The organism is Devosia sp. ZW T5_3 (genome assembly GCF_044987315.1).
Taxonomy (GTDB): domain Bacteria; phylum Pseudomonadota; class Alphaproteobacteria; order Rhizobiales; family Devosiaceae; genus Devosia.
In genome coordinates this window covers 181530-198985 of the sequence record NZ_JBJDRE010000003.1, presented here as the reverse complement: position 1 = coordinate 198985, position 17456 = coordinate 181530, and the positions used below count along the sequence as shown (strand labels likewise).

Here is a 17456-nt window from a genome sequence, read left to right as displayed (position 1 = left end):
CCTGCTTGGCGCGATAGAGCATGGCGGCAAAAGGAACCATTGCCATGCAGCCAATCACCGACCTGCCACGCCGTCTCCTGCTGCTTGCCGCTGGTGTTGCCGGGACCGTGGGCGTCATCTCGGCGGCCGCCGCGTCGCATGCGGGGGAGAGCCGGAACCTGTCGGCAATCGCTACCATCTGCCTGGCGCATGGCCCGGCTTTGCTGGCTTTGTGCGGCGCGGGGCTGGATAGAAGCCTGCTTCGTATCGCCGGCTATCTGCTCGCGGCGGGCACGTTGATTTTCAGTGCAGACCTGGGGATTCGCGAATGGCTGGGCCATGGCGCATTCCCCGGAGCGGCGCCATTGGGCGGCGCCGGCATGATCTTTGGATGGGTTCTGGTGGCAATTGGTGCACTCTTTTCGCGGCAATGACTGTGCTTGCTGCAAAAAAGCTGGAATCATGAAGGAACCATTCCGCCGTCCGGCGCATTTGGTCGTCGATAATATCTTTGGAGGGTTTCCATGCATAAGTTTCTGATCATCGCCGCCGCCGCTTTGTCGCTGGCAGCGTGCACCCCAACCCAGCAGGGTGCTGCGGTGGGTGCGGGCGCAGGCGCCATTGTCGGCGCTGCCACCACCGGTAGCGTTCTGGGTACTGTCGTTGGTGCCGGTGTCGGCGGCGTGGTCGGCGCTGCTGCGGGCAATATGATTGGCCGTGTCGAAGGCAGCGGCAATCGCTGCGTCTACGAACGCCCCAATGGCACGCGCTACGTTGATAGCTGCCCGCGCGGCTAAATAGAGGTTGCAGCATCGCCCCATGCTGCGACGCGCCCCCAGGCGCCAAAAAGCACCCGGTCCGGAGTCCCTCCTGGGCCGGGTGTTTCATCGATCGAGCGAAGTGCCTTGAATTTGCATCCGATAGCGACAATATTTGGTCTCTGACGTTACACTTGTCTTGCGCTATCTGACGACCGGCATGCCGGAAACTTGGCTACCTCCTGATCTGTGAATCGTTCGGCAGGGCCTGTCTTAAAGAGGCCTGTGTTCAACTCCTGGCCGCGCGAGCGGCGAGCACTCATTAAGAGGATGCACTCCATGGCTACCATTACCGGTACCGTCAAATTCTTCAACACCACCAAGGGCTTCGGCTTCATTTCGCCTGACAATGGCGAAAAGGATGCGTTTGTCCATATCTCCGCCGTCCAGCGTTCGGGCCTGCAGGGCCTGTATGAAGGCGACAAGGTGACCTACGAACTCGAGACCGGCCGCGACGGCAAGGTTTCGGCGACGAACCTGACCCTGCTGAGCTAAGCGGCGGTTTGCGTTGACGAAAGGGCCCCTTGCGGGCCCTTTTTTGTTGGCTGGCGACGCCGATGCGATTGCCCTAGAACCAAGCCATGCTGCGTGAATTTTTCAATCTATGGAATCCGAGGGTCGATTCGGCGCCCGGGCTGCGCCAGTCCGGCGCGGTGCCCTATGTGGTGCGCGACGGAAAGGTCGTGTTCCTGCTGGTGACATCGCGGCGCACGGGACGCTGGATCTTTCCCAAGGGCTCGGTCAGCACCGGCATGACGGCCTGGGACAGCGCGGCCAAGGAGGCGTTCGAGGAAGCCGGGGTGACCGGCGTGATCGGCACCGAGTCGCTGGGCAGTTATCGCATCAGCGACAAGGGGCAGTTGGTGGACGTCGATCTCTATCCGCTGCTGGTGGAAGACCAGCTCGACAGCTGGGACGAGATGGACCAGCGCAAGCGCCATTGGGTGTTGCCGGGGGAAGCCAAGCGACTGCTCAGGGACCGTGCCTTGACCAGGATAACCGACCGCTTGCATCGCCAGCTGATGGCGGACCTGGTTACTACCCAATAATCCGGCTGGCGAGCCAATAGAGCAGCGCGCCCATGGCGGTGGCGGCGGGCAGGGTGATGACCCAGGCGGCGGCGATGCGCGCGACCTTGAGGCGGCGCACCAGATAGCGCCGGTCATGGCGGCGTTCGCGGGCAATGGCTTCTTCGGGGGTGGCGTTGAGCGAGGCGGGATCGAGGAAGCGCGTATTGATCGCGGCGGCGCCCTGCATGTTCCGCATGGCCAGATATTCGCGCAGGAAACCCACGCCAAACACCGCGCCCACCGCCACATGGGTGGAGGAGACCGGCAGGCCGAAGGCCGAGGCCAGCAGGACCGTGCCGGCGGCCGACAGTGCCACGCAGAAGGCGCGGATTTCGTTGAGCTTAGTGATCTGCTCGCCGATGGTGTGGATGACGCGCGGGCCGAACAGCGCCAGGCCGCAGGCTATGCCGAAGGCGCCGATGGCCAAGGTCCAGAGCGGGGCGATATCGCCCATGATCGGGCGCGTCGAGGCGCTGAACGCGGTCAGGATGGTCATGAAGGGGCCGACGGCATTGGCGACGTCGTTGGAGCCATGGGCGAAAGAGAGCAGGGCGGCAGCGACAATCAGCGGCGGGCGGAACAGGCGGCCGACCTGCTTCTTGCGGTTTTCCATGGTCAGCGAATTCATGCGCACCCAGGGCATGGCGACGATCCAGCCGAGGGCGGCGGTGGCCAGGCTAATGGCGGCGATGGTGTAGACATCGGGGCGCCAGCCCTGCGGATGCAGCTTGGTGCTGAGATAGGCGGCGAAGACACCCGCCATCGCGGCGACCAGCAGCGGCACCCAGAGCCGGGCGGCGCCGATCTTGTCGATGCGCCGCGTGATCAGCTTGCGGATGACGGCGTGAATGGCGGCGGCCAGGATGCCGCCGAGAATGGGGGAGAGGGTCCAGGTGACGGCGATGGCGCCGACCACGGGCCAGGCGACGGCGTTTAGCCCGGCCGCTGCGGCGAAGGCGCCGACAATGCCCCCGACAATGGCGTGGGTGGTGGAGACGGGGGCGCCGAACAGGGTCGAGATATTGATCCACAGGGCGGCCGCCAGCAGCGCCGCGATCATGGCCAGCATCAATGTGCGGTCGGCAAATTGGTGATTCCAGACCAGCAGGTCGCGGGAGACCGTGGTGATGACCTCATTGCCGGCAAACAGCGCGCCGCAGATTTCGAACACAGCCGCCAAGGCGAGGGCGCTGCCCATGGTGATGGCCTTGGCGCCCACGGCCGGGCCGACATTGTTGGCAACGTCATTGGCGCCGACATTGAGCGCCATATAGGCGGTTGCGGCTGCGCCGATCACCGCCAGGTAGCGCAGCGGGCCATCGGGAATGAACCAGGTGGCCCAGAGCACCGCCGCGCCCACGAAGAGGGCGGCGATGAGGATGAGCAGGGCCCGGTTCACGCCAAGGCTCGCGGCGCTGCAGCGCGACGGGGCAGGGAGGTTGGGCTGGCCGAAATCATCTGCGGTGCATTGTCCAGAATGGGGTCCCCACCTTGGACAATTGTTTGCAGCATTTGTCGACCGAAATGGGGAGGGCTAGTTGGCCAGCTGGCGGGCCAGCTCGGTGCCCAATTCGCCCATCAGCCACTCGGTGCCCCGCTTGCGCTGGTCGACGGTGTCGAGGCCATCGAAGAAGCAGCCGTGTTCCGTGACGGTGAGGCGGGTGCCGGTGCCATCGGCGAAGAGTTCGACGGCGGCGACCGAGACGGAGATGCGCTGGCCGCCCAGGCTCATCTGGTAGGTATAGACGATGCGGTTGTTTTCCACGATGTCCTGGTAGGTCACGTCGTAGCTGTAGCTGCCGCCATTGGGGCCGTCGCCCTCGGCAAATTCGCGGCCGCCCTCGCGGAATTCGAAGACCTTGGTGTCATTGCCGGCGGCGAACCAGCGCTTCTTGATTTCGGGATCGGCCCAGGCGCGGAAGACGCGGGCGGGATCGGCGGGGTATTTGCGCTCGATGACAAAGGTGCCGTGGGCGATGGAGCGTTCGGTCATTTGTGGTTCCTCTCCGTTGACTGTTAAGTTGAACCTTAAGTGATGGTAATCGAGGCTGTCAACGATTAAGTTATGGGTTAAGTGTTTCGCCATTCGCCACTGCGCTATTGACACCTGCGCCGGCTTGCACCTATCAATGCCCCGGTAATTTTAAGGAGAGGTCCCGTGCGGGCACTCATTCTCGTAGTAGGCAGGCGCATCGGCAACGTGGGATAAAATCCCGCGCGATAGCTGGTGCGCCGAAAACAGGTCCCGAACGGGGCCTTTTTTATTGCCCGGTTTTTGCCGCTACGAGATCGGGCCAAGCAGTGGACTTTAGGAAGGACTTTACGATGGCCGAACAGATGACCGGCGCAGAAATGGTGATACAGGCGCTGACCGATCAGGGGGTCGAGCACATTTTCGGCTATCCCGGCGGCGCGGCCCTGCCGATCTATGACGCCATGTTCCAGCAGGACAAGGTTCAGCACATCCTGGTGCGGCACGAGCAGGGCGCGACCCATATGGCGGAAGGCTATGCCCGCTCGACCGGCAAGCCCGGCGTGGTGCTGGTGACTTCGGGCCCCGGCGCGACCAATGCGGTGACGGGTCTGACCGATGCGCTGATGGATTCCATCCCGCTGATCTGCATCACCGCCCAGGTCCCCACCACGCTGATCGGCAGCGACGCCTTCCAGGAATGCGACACGGTCGGCATTACCCGCTCCTGCACCAAATACAATTATCTGGTGAAGCGCGTGGAAGACCTGCCGCGCATCATGCATGAGGCTTTCCTCATCGCCACGACCGGCCGCCCCGGCCCGGTGGTGATCGACATTCCCAAGGATGTGCAGTTTGCGCTGGGCGACTATTACATGCCCGACCTCGACACATTGCGCCACCAGAGCTATCGCCCGCAGATGGATGGCGACACCGCCGCCATCGAGGCGGCTGTCGATCTGATGCTCAAGGCCGAACGCCCGATCTTCTATACCGGTGGCGGCGTGATCAATGCCGGCCCGGAAGCCTCCAAGCATCTGCGCGAATTGGCTGAACTCACCGGCTTTCCCGTGACCTCGACCCTGATGGGGCTGGGTGCATTCCCCGCCTCCAATCCGCAATGGATGGGCATGTTGGGCATGCACGGCACTTACGAAGCCAACCTCGCCATGCATGACTGCGACGTCATGATCAATATCGGCGCGCGGTTCGACGACCGGATCACTGGCCGTATCGATGCCTTCTCGCCCAATAGCCGCAAGATCCATGTCGATATCGATCCCTCTTCGATCAACAAGGTGGTGCGCGTCGATATCCCGATCATCGGCGATTGCGAGCGCGTGCTGGGCGAGATGGTTCGCATCTGGCGCTCCAAGACCAATCAGCCGCGCACCGAGGCCATCGCGCCATGGTGGAAGCAAATCGAGAAGTGGCGCGCGGTGGATTCGCTCGGCTACAAGAATTCCGAGACGGTGATCAAGCCGCAATACGCCATCGAGCGGCTGTATGAAGCGACCAGGAAGCAGGGCAAGGAGGTGTTCATCACCACCGAAGTGGGCCAGCATCAGATGTGGGCTGCCCAGCATTTCCACTTCGACAAGCCCAATCACTGGATGACCTCGGGCGGTCTTGGCACGATGGGCTATGGCCTGCCGGCCGCTGTCGGCGTGCAGGTGGCGCATCCCGATGCGCTGGTGATCGACATTGCCGGCGAAGCATCGGTGCAGATGACCATGCAGGAAATGAGCACTGCCGTGCAGTATCGCCTGCCGATCAAGATCTTCATTCTCAACAATGAGCGCATGGGCATGGTTCGCCAGTGGCAGGACCTGCTGCATGGCTCGCGCTACGCGCATTCCTATTCGGAATCGCTGCCCGATTTCGTCAAGCTGGCCGAGGCCTATGGCGGCAAGGGCATTCGTTGCGACAACCCGGCCGAGCTCGATGCGGCCATCGCCGAAATGCTCGACTATGACGGCCCGGTGCTGTTCGACGTGCTGGTCGAGAAGGACGAAAACTGCCTGCCGATGATCCCGTCGGGCAAGCCGCATAACGAGATCATTTTGCCTGATACCGCCAATATCGGGGACATCATCGACGAGAAGGGACGGCAGTTGGTGTGATTGCACACGGAGCCCGGTGACCATTCACTGGGTCATTCCCGCGAAAGCGGGAACCTCCGTTTTCTCTGCCACTAAACAGAGGTTCCCGCTTTCGCGGGAATGACACTGTGGGGGTGGCGGGGGCGGTGCAACGATCCAAAGCCCAGAGGAACAAAACAATGAACGCACATTTGCAGCCTACCGGCTCGGCTTATTTCCTGACCAAGGAAACCCAGGAGATCGAGCGGCATACTTTGTCGGTTCTGGTCGATAACGAGCCGGGCATTCTCGCTCGCGTCGTCGGCCTGTTCTCGGCGCGCGGCTATAACATCGAAAGCCTGACCGTCAGTGAGACGGAACACGGGCGGCGACTTAGTCGCATCACCGTTGTCGTTATCGCTACGCCCAAGACGCTGACCCAGATCAAGCTGCAACTCGAGCGCCTTGTGCCAGTGCACAAGGTGCATGACCTGACGGCCGAGGGCGCTTCGCTGGAGCGCGAGCTGGCGCTGATCAAGGTGGCGGGTTCGGGCGATCATCGCGCCGAAACGCTGCGCCTGGCCGACGCCTTCCGCGCGCAGATCGTGGATGCCAGTGTCGAGAGCTTCGTGTTCGAGGTCACCGGCAAGCCGGCCAAGATCGACAGCTTCATCGCCCTGATGCAGCCGCTTGGGCTGGTGGAAGTGGTGCGGACCGGGCTGGCGGCGATTTCGCGCGGTCCGCAGGGGATGTAGGCAGCCGCTTATTGATGGCTGTCATCACAAGGTTCGATTGGGCGGCACGCCCAGTCTGGTATATGGCAGGGATAGCATTTTTCGAGTCCCTGCCATGACCCTGCTTTCTGTCAATCTCAATGCCGTCGCCCAGCTTCGCAACCGGCGTGATCTGCCGTGGCCGAGCGTGGTGGGCATGGCCCGGGTGGTGCTCGATGCGGGTGCCAGCGGCGTGACCGTGCATCCGCGTCCGGACGAGCGGCATATCCGGCGCAGTGATGTGTTCGATCTTTCGGCGTTATTGCGGGATGAATATCCGCAGGCTGAGTTCAACATCGAGGGCTATCCCAGCGAGGATTTCATCGCGCTGATCGAGCTGGTCAACCCGCAGCAGGTGACGCTAGTGCCGGACGATCCGGCGCAGGCGACGTCGGACCATGGCTGGGATTTCCATGCCAACAACAATTTCCTGACCTCGGTGGTGCAAAAGCTCAAGCAGCCGGGCCGGCGGATTTCGCTGTTCTGTGATCCCGATGCAGGCGCCAAGGGGATCAGCGCAGCCAAGGCCACGGGTGCAGATCGGGTCGAGCTTTATACCGGGCTCTATGGCGGGTGCTATGATGATCCGGCGCGGGCCGAGGCGGAGCTGGCGGCGCTGGCCGATACGGCTGCGGCGGCGCATGCGGCAGGGCTGGGGCTCAATGCCGGGCATGACCTGACGCTGGAGAACCTGCCAGCGTTTCAGGCCGCAGTGAAGGGCGTGGATGAAGCCTCGATCGGGCATGGGCTGACGGCCGATGCGCTGCTGATGGGGTTCCCGGAGGCGGTGCGGCGGTATCGGGAAGTGTTGGAGGGGTAGGGGAGGCCTTCAATCCCCGCGCTGACCCGCTACAGTGGGTGGGTGACGAGCTTAGTGGTTGTGGGAATGAAGCGTGCCACGACCTCGTGGTTCGACAGGCTCACCATGAGGTCTACTGGGGGCGTTGCGAGCTCTACTGGGACAGCTATCGCTTTCCAAACGCCCGCAGGAACGTTGATACCCCGGCCTTTGCGGCCTTGAGCACTGCGGCTTCGGTGGGGCGGGTGCACATGCCCTGATCCTTGGGGAGGTCCGCGTTGATCAGTGCCATGAAATGGCGCGCGACCAGGCTAGGGTCGTCGATGTCGAGATAGCCGTCGCGGCCGAGCTTGGCGAAGACTGCGGCGATGACCGGCCAGTCCTTGCCGGGACCATATTCCTTCCAGGCGCTGAACAGATGGGGCCAGCGATGGGCTTCGCGCTCCATCAGTGAAGCTAGGGCGCGGCCATCGATGTCGCACATGCAGCGGCCCAGCAGGCCCGCGGCGAAATCGGTCAGGGCTTGTTCGAGATTGTCGGGCTTGTCGGGAAAGCTGTGCAGCACCTGCATGAGCGAGGCGCTGGAGCGGGCGGTGACGTCCTCGACCACGGCGATGAAGAGCTGATCCTTGTCGCCGATCTGGTTGTAGACGGTCTGTCGGGAGACGCCGGCTTCGATGGCGATGGCATCAATGCCGGCAGCGCTGACGCCGTCGCGGACAAAAGCGCGCTTGGCCGCATCCAGAATCGCCTGCCGCTTGGCGACGGCGCGGGGAAAGGCTCTTTCGGTGGGCAGCAGCTCGATCTGACTCATGGCTTCACCATACACGAAATGCCTAATTTTACAACATTGTCAAAAATATTTGACGCCGGTGCTTGACTGATTTTACACTTGTGTCCAATATCGCGTCATCGGCTGCCGTGCCTCCCCACCGCGCCGAACAGCTTTTTCCCAATGTGCGGCTCGTGGCTTCGGCGGCGGCCGAGAGGTATTCGAAAATGAACCCAACAATCCTGCGCGCGGCGCTGGTGCTCGGCTTGCTGTCGGCCATCGGTCCCTTCGCCATCGATATGTATCTGCCGGCTTTGCCGGCTATCGGCGCCAGCCTTGGTGCCGACACTGCCGGCGTACAGGCCAGCCTCATGGCTTTCATGGCGGCCATCGCGGTCTGCCAGCTGTTCTACGGCCCGGTCAGCGACATGGTCGGGCGCAAGCCGCCGCTGTATTTCGGCCTGGCGCTGTTCACCGCCGGCGGCATTGCCTGCGCGCTTGCCCCCTCGATCGAATGGCTGGTCGTGGCTCGTTTCGTGCAGGGCATTGGCGCCTGTGCCGCCATGGCATTGCCGCGCGCCATCGTGCGGGATGGCTATACCGGAGCGGACGCCGCGCAATTGCAGAGCCTGTTGATGCTGGTTTTCTCGGTGTCGCCGATCCTGGCGCCGCTGGGCGGCAGCCTGATCGTGCAGTTCGGCGACTGGCGCGTGATCTTTTATGCCGTGGCCGGCATTGGCCTGCTCGGCATTCTGCTGGTGGCGTTTTTCCTCAAGGAAACCCGCCCGGCTTCGGCGCGGCTGGAAAGCAGCGTCGGCAGCGCGATCAAGGGCTATGGCGTGCTGCTGCGCGACCGTAATTTCCTGGGCTTGTCGATGATCGGCGCCTTCGGGATGGCGAGCTTCATGGCTTATCTGGCCAACTCGTCCTTTATCCTGATCGACCATTATGGGCTGAACCCGACGCAATACAGCATCATGTTCTCGATCAATGCGGTGTCGTTCATCGGCGTCTCTCAGCTGACGGGCGTGCTGACCCGCCGCTATGGCCTCAATGCCGTGGTGCGCACGGCGGTCAATGGCTTCATCCTGGTGATGGTGGCACTGGCCGCGGTCTTTGCCTTGGGCGTTGATCGGCTCGACGTGCTCGCCGCGCTGCTGTTCGTCGGCTATGGCTTCCTGGGCCTGGTGATCCCGACCACTGCAGTGCTGGCGCTCGAAGAGCATGGCGCCATTGCCGGTACGGCGTCGGCGCTGATGGGCACGCTGCAATTGGTGACGGCTGCGGTGGTGATGGGCATTGTCGGCAGCTTCTTTGATGGCACGGCACGGCCCATGGTGCTGGGCATTGCGGCCTGTGCCATCGTCGCCTTCGCGCTGACGCGCCTAACCATCAAGCGGTCGCGCGCGCCGCTGGCGGCAGCCGCCGAATAAGCTTGGGGGGCCGGCACTGCCGGCGCCCCTCATCGCCGCCTAGTCCTGCACCACTGTCATAGCAGGTCGAACAGTGCGTCAGGGATAAGCTGACGGCGCGGCTTGATTAGGGCAGATTCGGTGTCCTAACCATAAAAAATCCAGCTCACACCAATGCTTACATAAATGTGCCTAAGGACAATCAATGTCCCCGCACCACCAAATAGTGCCTCCTTGCCAGCTTTCGTTAAAGGCACATATATCGCCTCAGTTACGATTTGTTACCAAGGAGGGCTCCAATGTCCAAACTCAAGATTGCCGTCATTATCTCGTCCACCCGCCCGACCCGCTTTGGTGAACTGCCTGCCAAGTGGATCGCCGACAAGGTCAACGAGCGCCCCGAATTGCAGGCTGAAATCGTCGACCTGCGCGACTTCGACCTGCCGTTCTTTGACGAAATGGCTTCCAATGCCTGGATGCCTTCGGCCAATCCGGAAGCCGTTCGTTGGCAGAACAAGATCAGCGAATTCGACGGCTATATTTTCGTCACCGCTGAATATAATCGCTCGATCACCGGCGCCCTGAAGAACGCTCTCGACCAGGCCTATGTGAACTGGAACAAGAAGCCGTTCGGCGCTGTGGGCTATGGTTCGGTTGGTGGCGCGCGCGCCGTCGAGCACCTGCGCAATATCGGCGTCGAGCTGCAGATGGTTCCGACCCGTTCGGCCGTGCATATCGGTGGTGCCGACTTTGCTGCCGTGCATCCCGGTTTTGGTGGCACCAAGACCATCGCTGACCTCGAAGCCTCGATCGGCAACTCCGCCAATGACATGCTGAACCAGCTGACCTGGTGGGCCAAGGCAACCAAGGCCGCGCGTGACGAAGACGCTGCTGTCGCCCAGGCCGCCGAATAGCCTTACGAAGACCTCCAAACCTTCGTTTACCAGCAGGGGCCGTTCCAGAAGGGACGGCCCCTGTTGCATTGAAACCAATGTGGCGACATGGTGTTGTGTGTGACTGGCGGCGGGTGTATAGCGGCGCCCGCCCTGATCAAGAGAGCACAAGGTTCATGACGCAGACGAACGCTGCCGGCGACACCGCCGGAGTCGATGCGAGCGGCGCCGTACATTCCCATCCTGACAAGCACCTGCCCGTCCTCGTTCTGGGGGCGCTCGGCGTGGTTTATGGGGATATCGGCACGAGCCCGATCTATGCTTTCCGCGAGGCCATGCATATCCGCCCCGGCGCCGCCTCGAGCGCCACCGAAATCCTGGGCCTGCTGTCGCTGATCGTCTGGGCGCTGACCCTGACCGTGGCGGTCAAATACATCTTCTTCGTTACCCGCGCCGACAATAACGGGGAAGGCGGCACGCTGTCGCTGATCGCCCTGGCGCGCAAGACCTTCACCAATCCACCGGCCTGGATTACCGGGCTCGGGGTCGTGGGGGCGGCGCTGTTTTTCGGCGACGCCATTATTACGCCGGCCATGTCGGTGCTGTCAGCCGTCGAGGGCCTGGAAGTGGTGGCGCCTGACCTGACGCGCTTCGTGGTGCCGATCACCATCGTCATCATCATCGGCATCTTTATGGTCCAGCGGTTCGGCACGGCCAAGGTGTCGATTGTTTTTGGGCCGGTCACCGCGATCTGGTTCCTGACGCTGGGCATATCGGGGCTGGTCCATATCGTGGATTATCCTGTGGTGCTGTGGGCGATCAATCCGTTTTTGGGCCTCGAATTCCTCGCCACCCATATCGGCATTTCCTTTGTGGTCATCGGCGCGATTTTCCTGGCCGTTACGGGTGCCGAGGCGCTTTATGTCGACCTCGGCCATTTCGGCCGCAAGCCGATCGTCATCGCCTGGTTCGGCATGGTGTTTCCGTGCCTGCTGCTGAACTATTTCGGGCAGGGGGCCTTCGTGCTCCGTGTCGGCGTCGAAAATGTCGAGAGCCCGTTCTTTGAAATGCAGCCCGAATGGGCGCTGGTGCCCTTTGTGGCACTGGCCACGGCGGCCACCATCATCGCCAGCCAAGCTGTGATTTCGGGCATGTTTAGCCTGGCCCAGCAGGCCATCGCGCTCAACATGCTGCCGCGCATGGTGGTGGAGCACACTTCCGAAACCCAGAGCGGGCAGATCTACATGCCGCAGATTAATGCCATGCTGATGGTCGGCGTGCTGCTGCTGGTGGTGGCGTTCCGCAGCTCGGCCGCCTTGTCGCATGCCTATGGCATTGCCGTGTCGGGCGTGATGATCGTGACGCTGATGCTGCTAGTGGTGGTGATGTGGCGCAACTGGAAGTGGCACCCGCTGGCGGTGATCGGCTTTGGCGTGTTCTTTGCCATGCTCGATGGCGCTTTCTTCGTTGCCAATGCCTCCAAGCTGTTCCAGGGCGGCTGGGTGCCGGCGGTGGTTGCCGCGTTGGTCGCCGTCGTGATGTGGAGCTGGATGGCCGGTCGGCGCCGCCTGTCGGAAAAGACCCGACGCGACGAAGTGCCGTTGCAGTTTTTGGTCGACAATCTCTCCAAGAAGAAGCCCAATACCGTGCCGGGTACGGCGGTGTTTCTCACCAGCGATATCGAAGGCGCGCCGACGGCGCTGCTGCACAGCCTCAAGCACTACAAGGTGCTGCACGAGCAGAACGTCATCCTCACCGTGCGCACCTCGGCCTCGCCGCGCGTGCCTGACGACGAGAAAGTGACCATCGACGCCTATAATGAGCTGTTCAGCCGCGTCGTCGTCACCTTCGGCTATATGGAAACGCCTAATATTCCCAAGGCACTGGTATTGGCCCGCAAGCTGGGCTGGAAGTTCGACATCATGTCGACGTCCTTCTTCTTGTCCCGCCGCTCGCTGAAGCCCGGGCTGAAGAATGGCCTGATCCGCAATCTGCAGGATCGGTTGTTCACCCGGCTGGCGCGCAATGCCAGCGACGCGACAGAATATTTCCATATCCCCACCGGCCGCGTCGTGGAAATCGGTACGCAGGTCGTGCTGTAGTTGACGTCTCTGGATATCGCCATTTGTGGCGCGGGGCCGGCTGGCCTCGCCACTGCGCTTTATATGCGGCGGTTAGGACACAGACCGGTCATCCTCGAGCGGTTCGACGCGCCCAAGCCGCTGGGCTCGGGGCTTATCCTGCAGCCCACGGGCCAGGCCGTATTGCACGATCTCGGATTGCTGGACGCCATAGAGGCGCTCGGCGCACCCATCGAGCGCTTGCATGGCACCGACGCCCGCACCGGCCGGGTGGTGCTCGACGTGCGCTACAATAGCCTGCCGGGTATTGGGCGCGGGCTTGGTATTCACCGCGCAGCGCTGTTCAGCGTGCTGCATGACGCCGTGCTGGCGGCGGGGATTCCCATCCGCACCGGCCATGCCGTTGCTGGCCTGAGCGATCTATCCGATGGACGCCGCGCGGTTATCCTGGCCGAGGAGCAGCGTACCGAGCCATTCGATCTGGTGATCGACTGTCTGGGTGGCGGCTCTCCTTTGAAGCTCCATTCCGCCGGGCAGGGCAAATCGCGCAGCCTGCCATTTGGCGCCATCTGGGGCACTGTCCCTTGGCATGAGCAAGGGTTTGAGGCGACGGCGCTGACGCAGCGCTACCGGGCGGCCAGCGTCATGATCGGCGTCTTGCCCATCGGGCGTTCGAGTGCTGATGGCCCGCCACTGGCGGCTTTCTTCTGGAGTCTCAAGCCAGACGACTACGAAGCGATCCGTCAAAACGGCTTGGCCGCCTGGAAGGCGGAGGTGCTCAGCCACTGGCCGGGCGTGCAAGTCCATCTCGATGCTGTGGACGATTTTGCCGATATGACCCTGGCGCGCTATGCCCACCACACCATGACGGTGCCGGTTGGTGAGGCGCTGGCCTTTGTCGGCGACAGCGCCCATTCGGCCAGCCCGCAATTGGGGCAGGGCGCCAATATGGCGCTGCTCGACGCCCGCGCGCTACACCTGGCGCTGCGTGAGCATCCCGATGATCTGGGCAAGGCGCTGGCGCATTACGCCAAGCTGCGGCGCGGCCATGTCAGGCTTTATCAGGCGCTCAGCGCCATGTTCACGCCGTTCTATCAATCCGATAGCCGCGTGCTGCCGGTGATCCGCGACCTATTCGTGTCGGTGCTGGCGAAAATCCCGCCGGCCCCGCAATTGCTGGCAGCAATTGTCGCGGGGGCGCTGCTCTCGCCGATCAAGAAACTGGAACTGAAGGCACCGCCGCGCGGCTAGCTACTTCACCACGTCCGGGCACACATAGGGCACGCTGGCCAGCGTGAAATGCTGTTCCTGTACGTCGCTGCCCAGCTTGAGGCTGAGTACCAGTTCGGTGGCGGTGACGCTGGAAATATCGGCATTGATGGTCATGCCGTCCTCGTCCCAGCTGATGGCGGTGTCGGACACCTGCTGCCATTTGGAGAGTCGATAGGTTTCCCAGCAGCTGTCGGAGACCAGCGTGCCGTCTTCGAGGAAAATCTGCATCGGGCCGGGGCGCGAGGGATCGTCATCGGTGCGGACCCAGACCTTGTTGAGCAGCGGGTTGGCGGTTTCCCCGGCATCGTCGGTGGCGTCTTCGACGTCCTGGGCATCCTGGCCTGCGGCGGGCAAACTTGCCGCGCCAACGCCCCAAACGCTCAGCAAAGCAATGATCGCAGCTTTGGTATCCATCCGGCACTTCTCCCGTGTCTCACCATGCATCTGGTGATTATCCCCGCGCCCGCCAAGGGAGCGGGGAAAAAACGGCGAATTTAGGTTGGCTGCGTTGCTATTCGGCAATAGCGCTCATCACGCGCTGCCATTCCTTCACGCGCTTGGTCTGGTTGGGCCATAGATCATAATCGGTGATGCCAAGCTTCTGCTGGGCATGCTGGGGCCAATTGGGATCATCGAGCGCGCCGCGCGCCAGGGCGATGAAATCGGTGTGGCCCTTGGCGATCAATGCGTCATCGGCCTTGGGGTCGCCGCCGAGCAGGCCGACGGCCATGACGGGAATGTCGGCGCCGTCGCGCACGGCCTTGGCCAGCGGCACCTGATAGGCGGGGCCGGTCTTGATCGAGGCGCCATCAAAGCCGCCGCTCGAGCAATCGATGGCGTCGACGCCCAGCGCCTTGAGTTCGCGCGCCAGCACGACGCTGTCTTCGGTCTGCCAGCCATCGGGGTGATGATCGCTCACCGACAGGCGCACCAGCAAGGGCTTGTCCATGGGCCAGACGGCGCGCACAGTCTCGGCCACTTCGAGCACCAGCCGCATGCGGTTTTCCCGGCTGCCGCCATAGCGATCGGTGCGCTTATTGGCGAGCGGGGAGAGGAATTGATTGAGCAGATAGCCATGCGCCGCGTGGATTTCGACCGTGTCGAAGCCGGCCTGGTTGGCGCGCACTGCCGCCGCCGCGAAGGCCTCGACGATATGGGCGATGCCCGCTTCGTCCAATTCGGTGGGCTTGGTGAAATTGCGATTTTCGGCATGGATGAGCGGGCTGGGGCCCACCGGGGTCCAGCTCTCGAAACCGATGGCGTGCTTTTCCGCCTCAGTTTCGTCAAAGCCGTTGCGCCACGGCACGGGTGTCGAGGCCTTGCGGCCGGCATGGGCCAGTTGAATGCCCGCCGCTGCGCCCTGGCTCTGGATGAATTGCACGATGCGGGCGAGGGCGGGAATGTGTTCGTCCTTCCACAGGCCCAGATCGCCATAGGAGATACGGCCTTCCGGCACGACGCCAGTCGCTTCCAGGATCACCAGCCCGAAGCCGCCAATGGCAAAGCGTCCCAGATGCACCAGGTGCCAATCGGTGGCAAAGCCATCCTTGGCCGAATATTGGCACATGGGGGCGACGACGGTGCGGTTGCGCAGGGTGACGCCGCGCAGGCTGGCAGGCGAGAAAAGCTGGGGCATAGGGGGCTCGTGGCGGTCAAACAGGGCCGGGAGGCGGCCGCCACAAGCATGCACATTCCCGTATCCATCGGCAAGTGCCGATGGAACATTCACTGAGTCCGGCCTGCAAGGTGGTTTGTGAGCCGCGGTCTGCCGCTCTCCCCCTCGAGGGGGAGGGCTCATCTTGAACTCGCACCACTCACGATGTCATTCCCGCGAAAGCGGGAACCTCTGTTTACTTGGGCTCGCATCCCAGAACGGAGGTTCCCGCTTTCGCGGGAATGACACCGCATTCTTGAACGCGTCCGGAGTGAAACACTGCCCCTCAAGGGGGGAGGGGACTGGATCGGGCTCGCCTAGCGAGCCGTGGCGAAGCTGGATTGCGTGGTCTGCCGGCCGACCAGCCCGGTCATGCGGAGGGCGGCGACGAAGGACAAGGCCGCCACCGCCGCTCCGAGCACGAAGACCGGGACGATGGCGTGGTGAATCTGGTCGGCGGTGACGGCGGTGGCAAAGCCGGCCGAATTGGCGGCCACGCCGGCCAGAGCCGCGCCGATGGCATTGCCGGCCGATTGGGTGGTGGGCAGCAGGGCCGAGGTGCGGTCGCGGTCGGCATCGGTGGCCGATTCCATCAGCGTCAGATTGAGATAGCCGTTGCAGATGCCAAATCCCGCGCCGATCGCCAATTGTGCGATCAGGACGATCGCGATCTGGCTTGTGAGCAGGCCAACCAGCACGCCCAGGAGGCCAAGCGTGATGAGGGCAGGGCCGGTGCGGATCAGCACTTTGCGCGTCTCGCGCTCGCGCACATTGGCCACGGTGATGGCGGAGAGACTCCAGGCCACGGCCATGACCGCACCGATGGCGCCGGCCAGGGTGGGGCCATAGCCCCAGAGTTGCTGCACCAGCAGCACCAGATAGACGGCCGCGGAGGCGCCGGCGATGGGCATGAGCAGCACGACCCAGAAGCCGCTGCCGATGACCGAATTGGGCCAGAAGGCGCCCGTCGGCATCAGGCGGACGCGGCTGCGCCGATCGAGCAGGACCGAGCCAGCGAGCAGCAATGCGGCGCCGACCAGCAATGCCGTTGCGTGCAGCGGCGGGGCGATGCTGGCCAGGGCAACCAGCATGATCCCGCCGCCAATGGTGAGCAGGCGAATGCCGGGAAAGCCGGGGCTTTGGGTATCGGCATCCCTGGATTTGCCGGGTACGACGAACATGACCATCACGGCAAAGATCAGCACCAGCGGCACATTGACCAGGAAGGCGGCGCGCCAGGAGACCAGTTCGGTCAAGAGCCCGGCGCCGAGCGGTCCGCCAAAGGCGGCCACGGCCCAGACCGAGGCCTGGGTGCCGAACACTTTGGGCACGAGGCGGGAGGGGAAGAGTTCGGGGATCAGCGCAAAACAGATTGCCGCGACGATGCCCTCGCCCAGGCCCTGGAACGAGCGGCCGATCAGCACTTCGGTCATGGTGGAGGCATTGGAAGCGATCAGCGTGCCGACGAGGAACACGGCGCTGGGGGCCAGCAAGGCGGTGCGCGAGCCGAGGCGTTGCTTGATCAGCGCGGCGCCGGCGCCACCCATGATGGCAAAGACCAGATAGAGCGTCAGCGCCCAGGAAATCAGTTCGATGCCGCCCAGATGCAACACTGCGGTGGGCAGCGCCGTGCCAGCGAGAAAGGCGTTGAAGGCGAAGAGCGCAACGCCAAGGCACAGAATCAGCGTGACCGTGGCATAGCGCGGCGCAAAGATCTCCGCCCAGCTGCCGCTGCTGGAAGTTTCAGACATATAAGCCTCCCTGGAATAAACAAGTTGGTTCTTGTTATATCTGGCAAATTAAAAAAGCAATTGCTTGTTTTATTGGGCGGTGTCGAAAAACCCGCTCTTGGACGAGGCTAGCACAGGCGGGCGGGAAAA

17 protein-coding genes are annotated in these 17456 nt (G+C 62.9%); 11 read left to right on the top strand and 6 right to left on the bottom strand.

Annotated features, from left to right (window positions below; all coding sequences use genetic code 11):
- Positions 1-44: 44 nt before the first annotated feature.
- From ACI3KW_RS05125 to ACI3KW_RS05110, 4 genes are all read left to right on the top strand, one after another.
- On the top strand, positions 45-413 hold the full coding sequence (locus tag ACI3KW_RS05125; RefSeq protein ID WP_404847194.1) for a DUF423 domain-containing protein: 369 nt from the start codon (positions 45-47) through the stop codon (positions 411-413).
- Between the two features lie 90 nt (positions 414-503).
- Entirely contained in the window at positions 504-776 is a 273-nt protein-coding gene (locus ACI3KW_RS05120; protein WP_035101029.1) for a glycine zipper domain-containing protein, read from the top strand.
- 300 nt (positions 777-1076) lie between these two features.
- Positions 1077-1292: a cold-shock protein gene (locus ACI3KW_RS05115; RefSeq protein WP_113123855.1), complete on the top strand. Its 216-nt coding sequence runs from the start codon at positions 1077-1079 to the stop codon at positions 1290-1292.
- An 86-nt stretch (positions 1293-1378) separates the two neighbouring features.
- Positions 1379-1846 carry an NUDIX hydrolase gene (locus ACI3KW_RS05110; RefSeq protein ID WP_404847193.1) on the top strand — a complete coding sequence of 156 codons (468 nt, stop codon included), beginning with the start codon at positions 1379-1381 and terminating at the stop codon, positions 1844-1846.
- Here ACI3KW_RS05110 and ACI3KW_RS05105 read toward each other — a convergent pair.
- Positions 1836-3266 carry an inorganic phosphate transporter gene (locus ACI3KW_RS05105; RefSeq protein WP_404847192.1) on the bottom strand — a complete coding sequence of 477 codons (1431 nt, stop codon included), beginning with the start codon at positions 3264-3266 and terminating at the stop codon, positions 1836-1838. The two genes, ACI3KW_RS05110 and ACI3KW_RS05105, sit on opposite strands and share 11 nt — an antisense overlap.
- Positions 3267-3401: 135 nt before the next feature.
- On the bottom strand, positions 3402-3860 hold the full coding sequence (locus ACI3KW_RS05100) for an SRPBCC family protein (RefSeq protein WP_404847191.1): 459 nt from the start codon (positions 3858-3860) through the stop codon (positions 3402-3404).
- Positions 3861-4192: 332 nt separating this feature from the next.
- Between ACI3KW_RS05100 and ACI3KW_RS05095 the strand changes: the two genes are divergently transcribed.
- From ACI3KW_RS05095 to ACI3KW_RS05085, 3 genes are all read left to right on the top strand, one after another.
- Positions 4193-5962, top strand: a complete 1770-nt coding sequence (locus ACI3KW_RS05095; RefSeq protein WP_113123851.1) for an acetolactate synthase 3 large subunit — start codon at positions 4193-4195, stop codon at positions 5960-5962.
- Positions 5963-6120: 158 nt separating this feature from the next.
- Positions 6121-6675 (top strand): acetolactate synthase small subunit, encoded by a 555-nt coding sequence (ilvN, locus tag ACI3KW_RS05090; protein WP_035101021.1) that lies wholly within the window; start codon positions 6121-6123, stop codon positions 6673-6675.
- Positions 6676-6769: 94 nt separating this feature from the next.
- Complete coding sequence (locus ACI3KW_RS05085) at positions 6770-7513, top strand: pyridoxine 5'-phosphate synthase (RefSeq protein WP_404847190.1); 744 nt, start codon at positions 6770-6772, stop codon at positions 7511-7513.
- 145 nt (positions 7514-7658) lie between these two features.
- Here the strand turns inward: ACI3KW_RS05085 and ACI3KW_RS05080 are convergent, their stop codons facing one another.
- Positions 7659-8306 (bottom strand): TetR/AcrR family transcriptional regulator, encoded by a 648-nt coding sequence (locus tag ACI3KW_RS05080; protein ID WP_404847189.1) that lies wholly within the window; start codon positions 8304-8306, stop codon positions 7659-7661.
- 185 nt (positions 8307-8491) lie between these two features.
- Between ACI3KW_RS05080 and ACI3KW_RS05075 the strand changes: the two genes are divergently transcribed.
- The 4 genes from ACI3KW_RS05075 (at position 8492) to ACI3KW_RS05060 (ending at position 13901) form a co-directional block, all read left to right on the top strand.
- Positions 8492-9697: a multidrug effflux MFS transporter gene (locus tag ACI3KW_RS05075; RefSeq protein ID WP_404847188.1), complete on the top strand. Its 1206-nt coding sequence runs from the start codon at positions 8492-8494 to the stop codon at positions 9695-9697.
- A gap of 278 nt (positions 9698-9975) precedes the next feature.
- The gene (locus tag ACI3KW_RS05070; RefSeq protein WP_113123847.1) at positions 9976-10590 is read left to right on the top strand and encodes an NAD(P)H-dependent oxidoreductase; all 615 of its coding nucleotides are present in this window, start codon (positions 9976-9978) and stop codon (positions 10588-10590) included.
- 155 nt (positions 10591-10745) lie between these two features.
- Positions 10746-12671, top strand: a complete 1926-nt coding sequence (locus ACI3KW_RS05065) for a potassium transporter Kup (protein ID WP_262166816.1) — start codon at positions 10746-10748, stop codon at positions 12669-12671.
- Positions 12672-13901 (top strand): FAD-dependent oxidoreductase, encoded by a 1230-nt coding sequence (locus ACI3KW_RS05060; RefSeq protein WP_404847187.1) that lies wholly within the window; start codon positions 12672-12674, stop codon positions 13899-13901.
- Here the strand turns inward: ACI3KW_RS05060 and ACI3KW_RS05055 are convergent, their stop codons facing one another.
- From ACI3KW_RS05055 to ACI3KW_RS05045, 3 genes are all read right to left on the bottom strand, one after another.
- The gene (locus tag ACI3KW_RS05055) at positions 13902-14336 is read right to left on the bottom strand and encodes a hypothetical protein (RefSeq protein ID WP_404847186.1); all 435 of its coding nucleotides are present in this window, start codon (positions 14334-14336) and stop codon (positions 13902-13904) included. It abuts the gene before it with no gap.
- 97 nt (positions 14337-14433) lie between these two features.
- Positions 14434-15558, bottom strand: coding sequence for an NADH:flavin oxidoreductase/NADH oxidase (locus ACI3KW_RS05050; protein ID WP_404847185.1), 1125 nt, complete (start codon positions 15556-15558; stop codon positions 14434-14436).
- 335 nt (positions 15559-15893) lie between these two features.
- On the bottom strand, positions 15894-17327 hold the full coding sequence (locus ACI3KW_RS05045) for an MFS transporter (RefSeq protein ID WP_404847184.1): 1434 nt from the start codon (positions 17325-17327) through the stop codon (positions 15894-15896).
- Between the last annotated feature and the right edge of the window lie 129 nt (positions 17328-17456).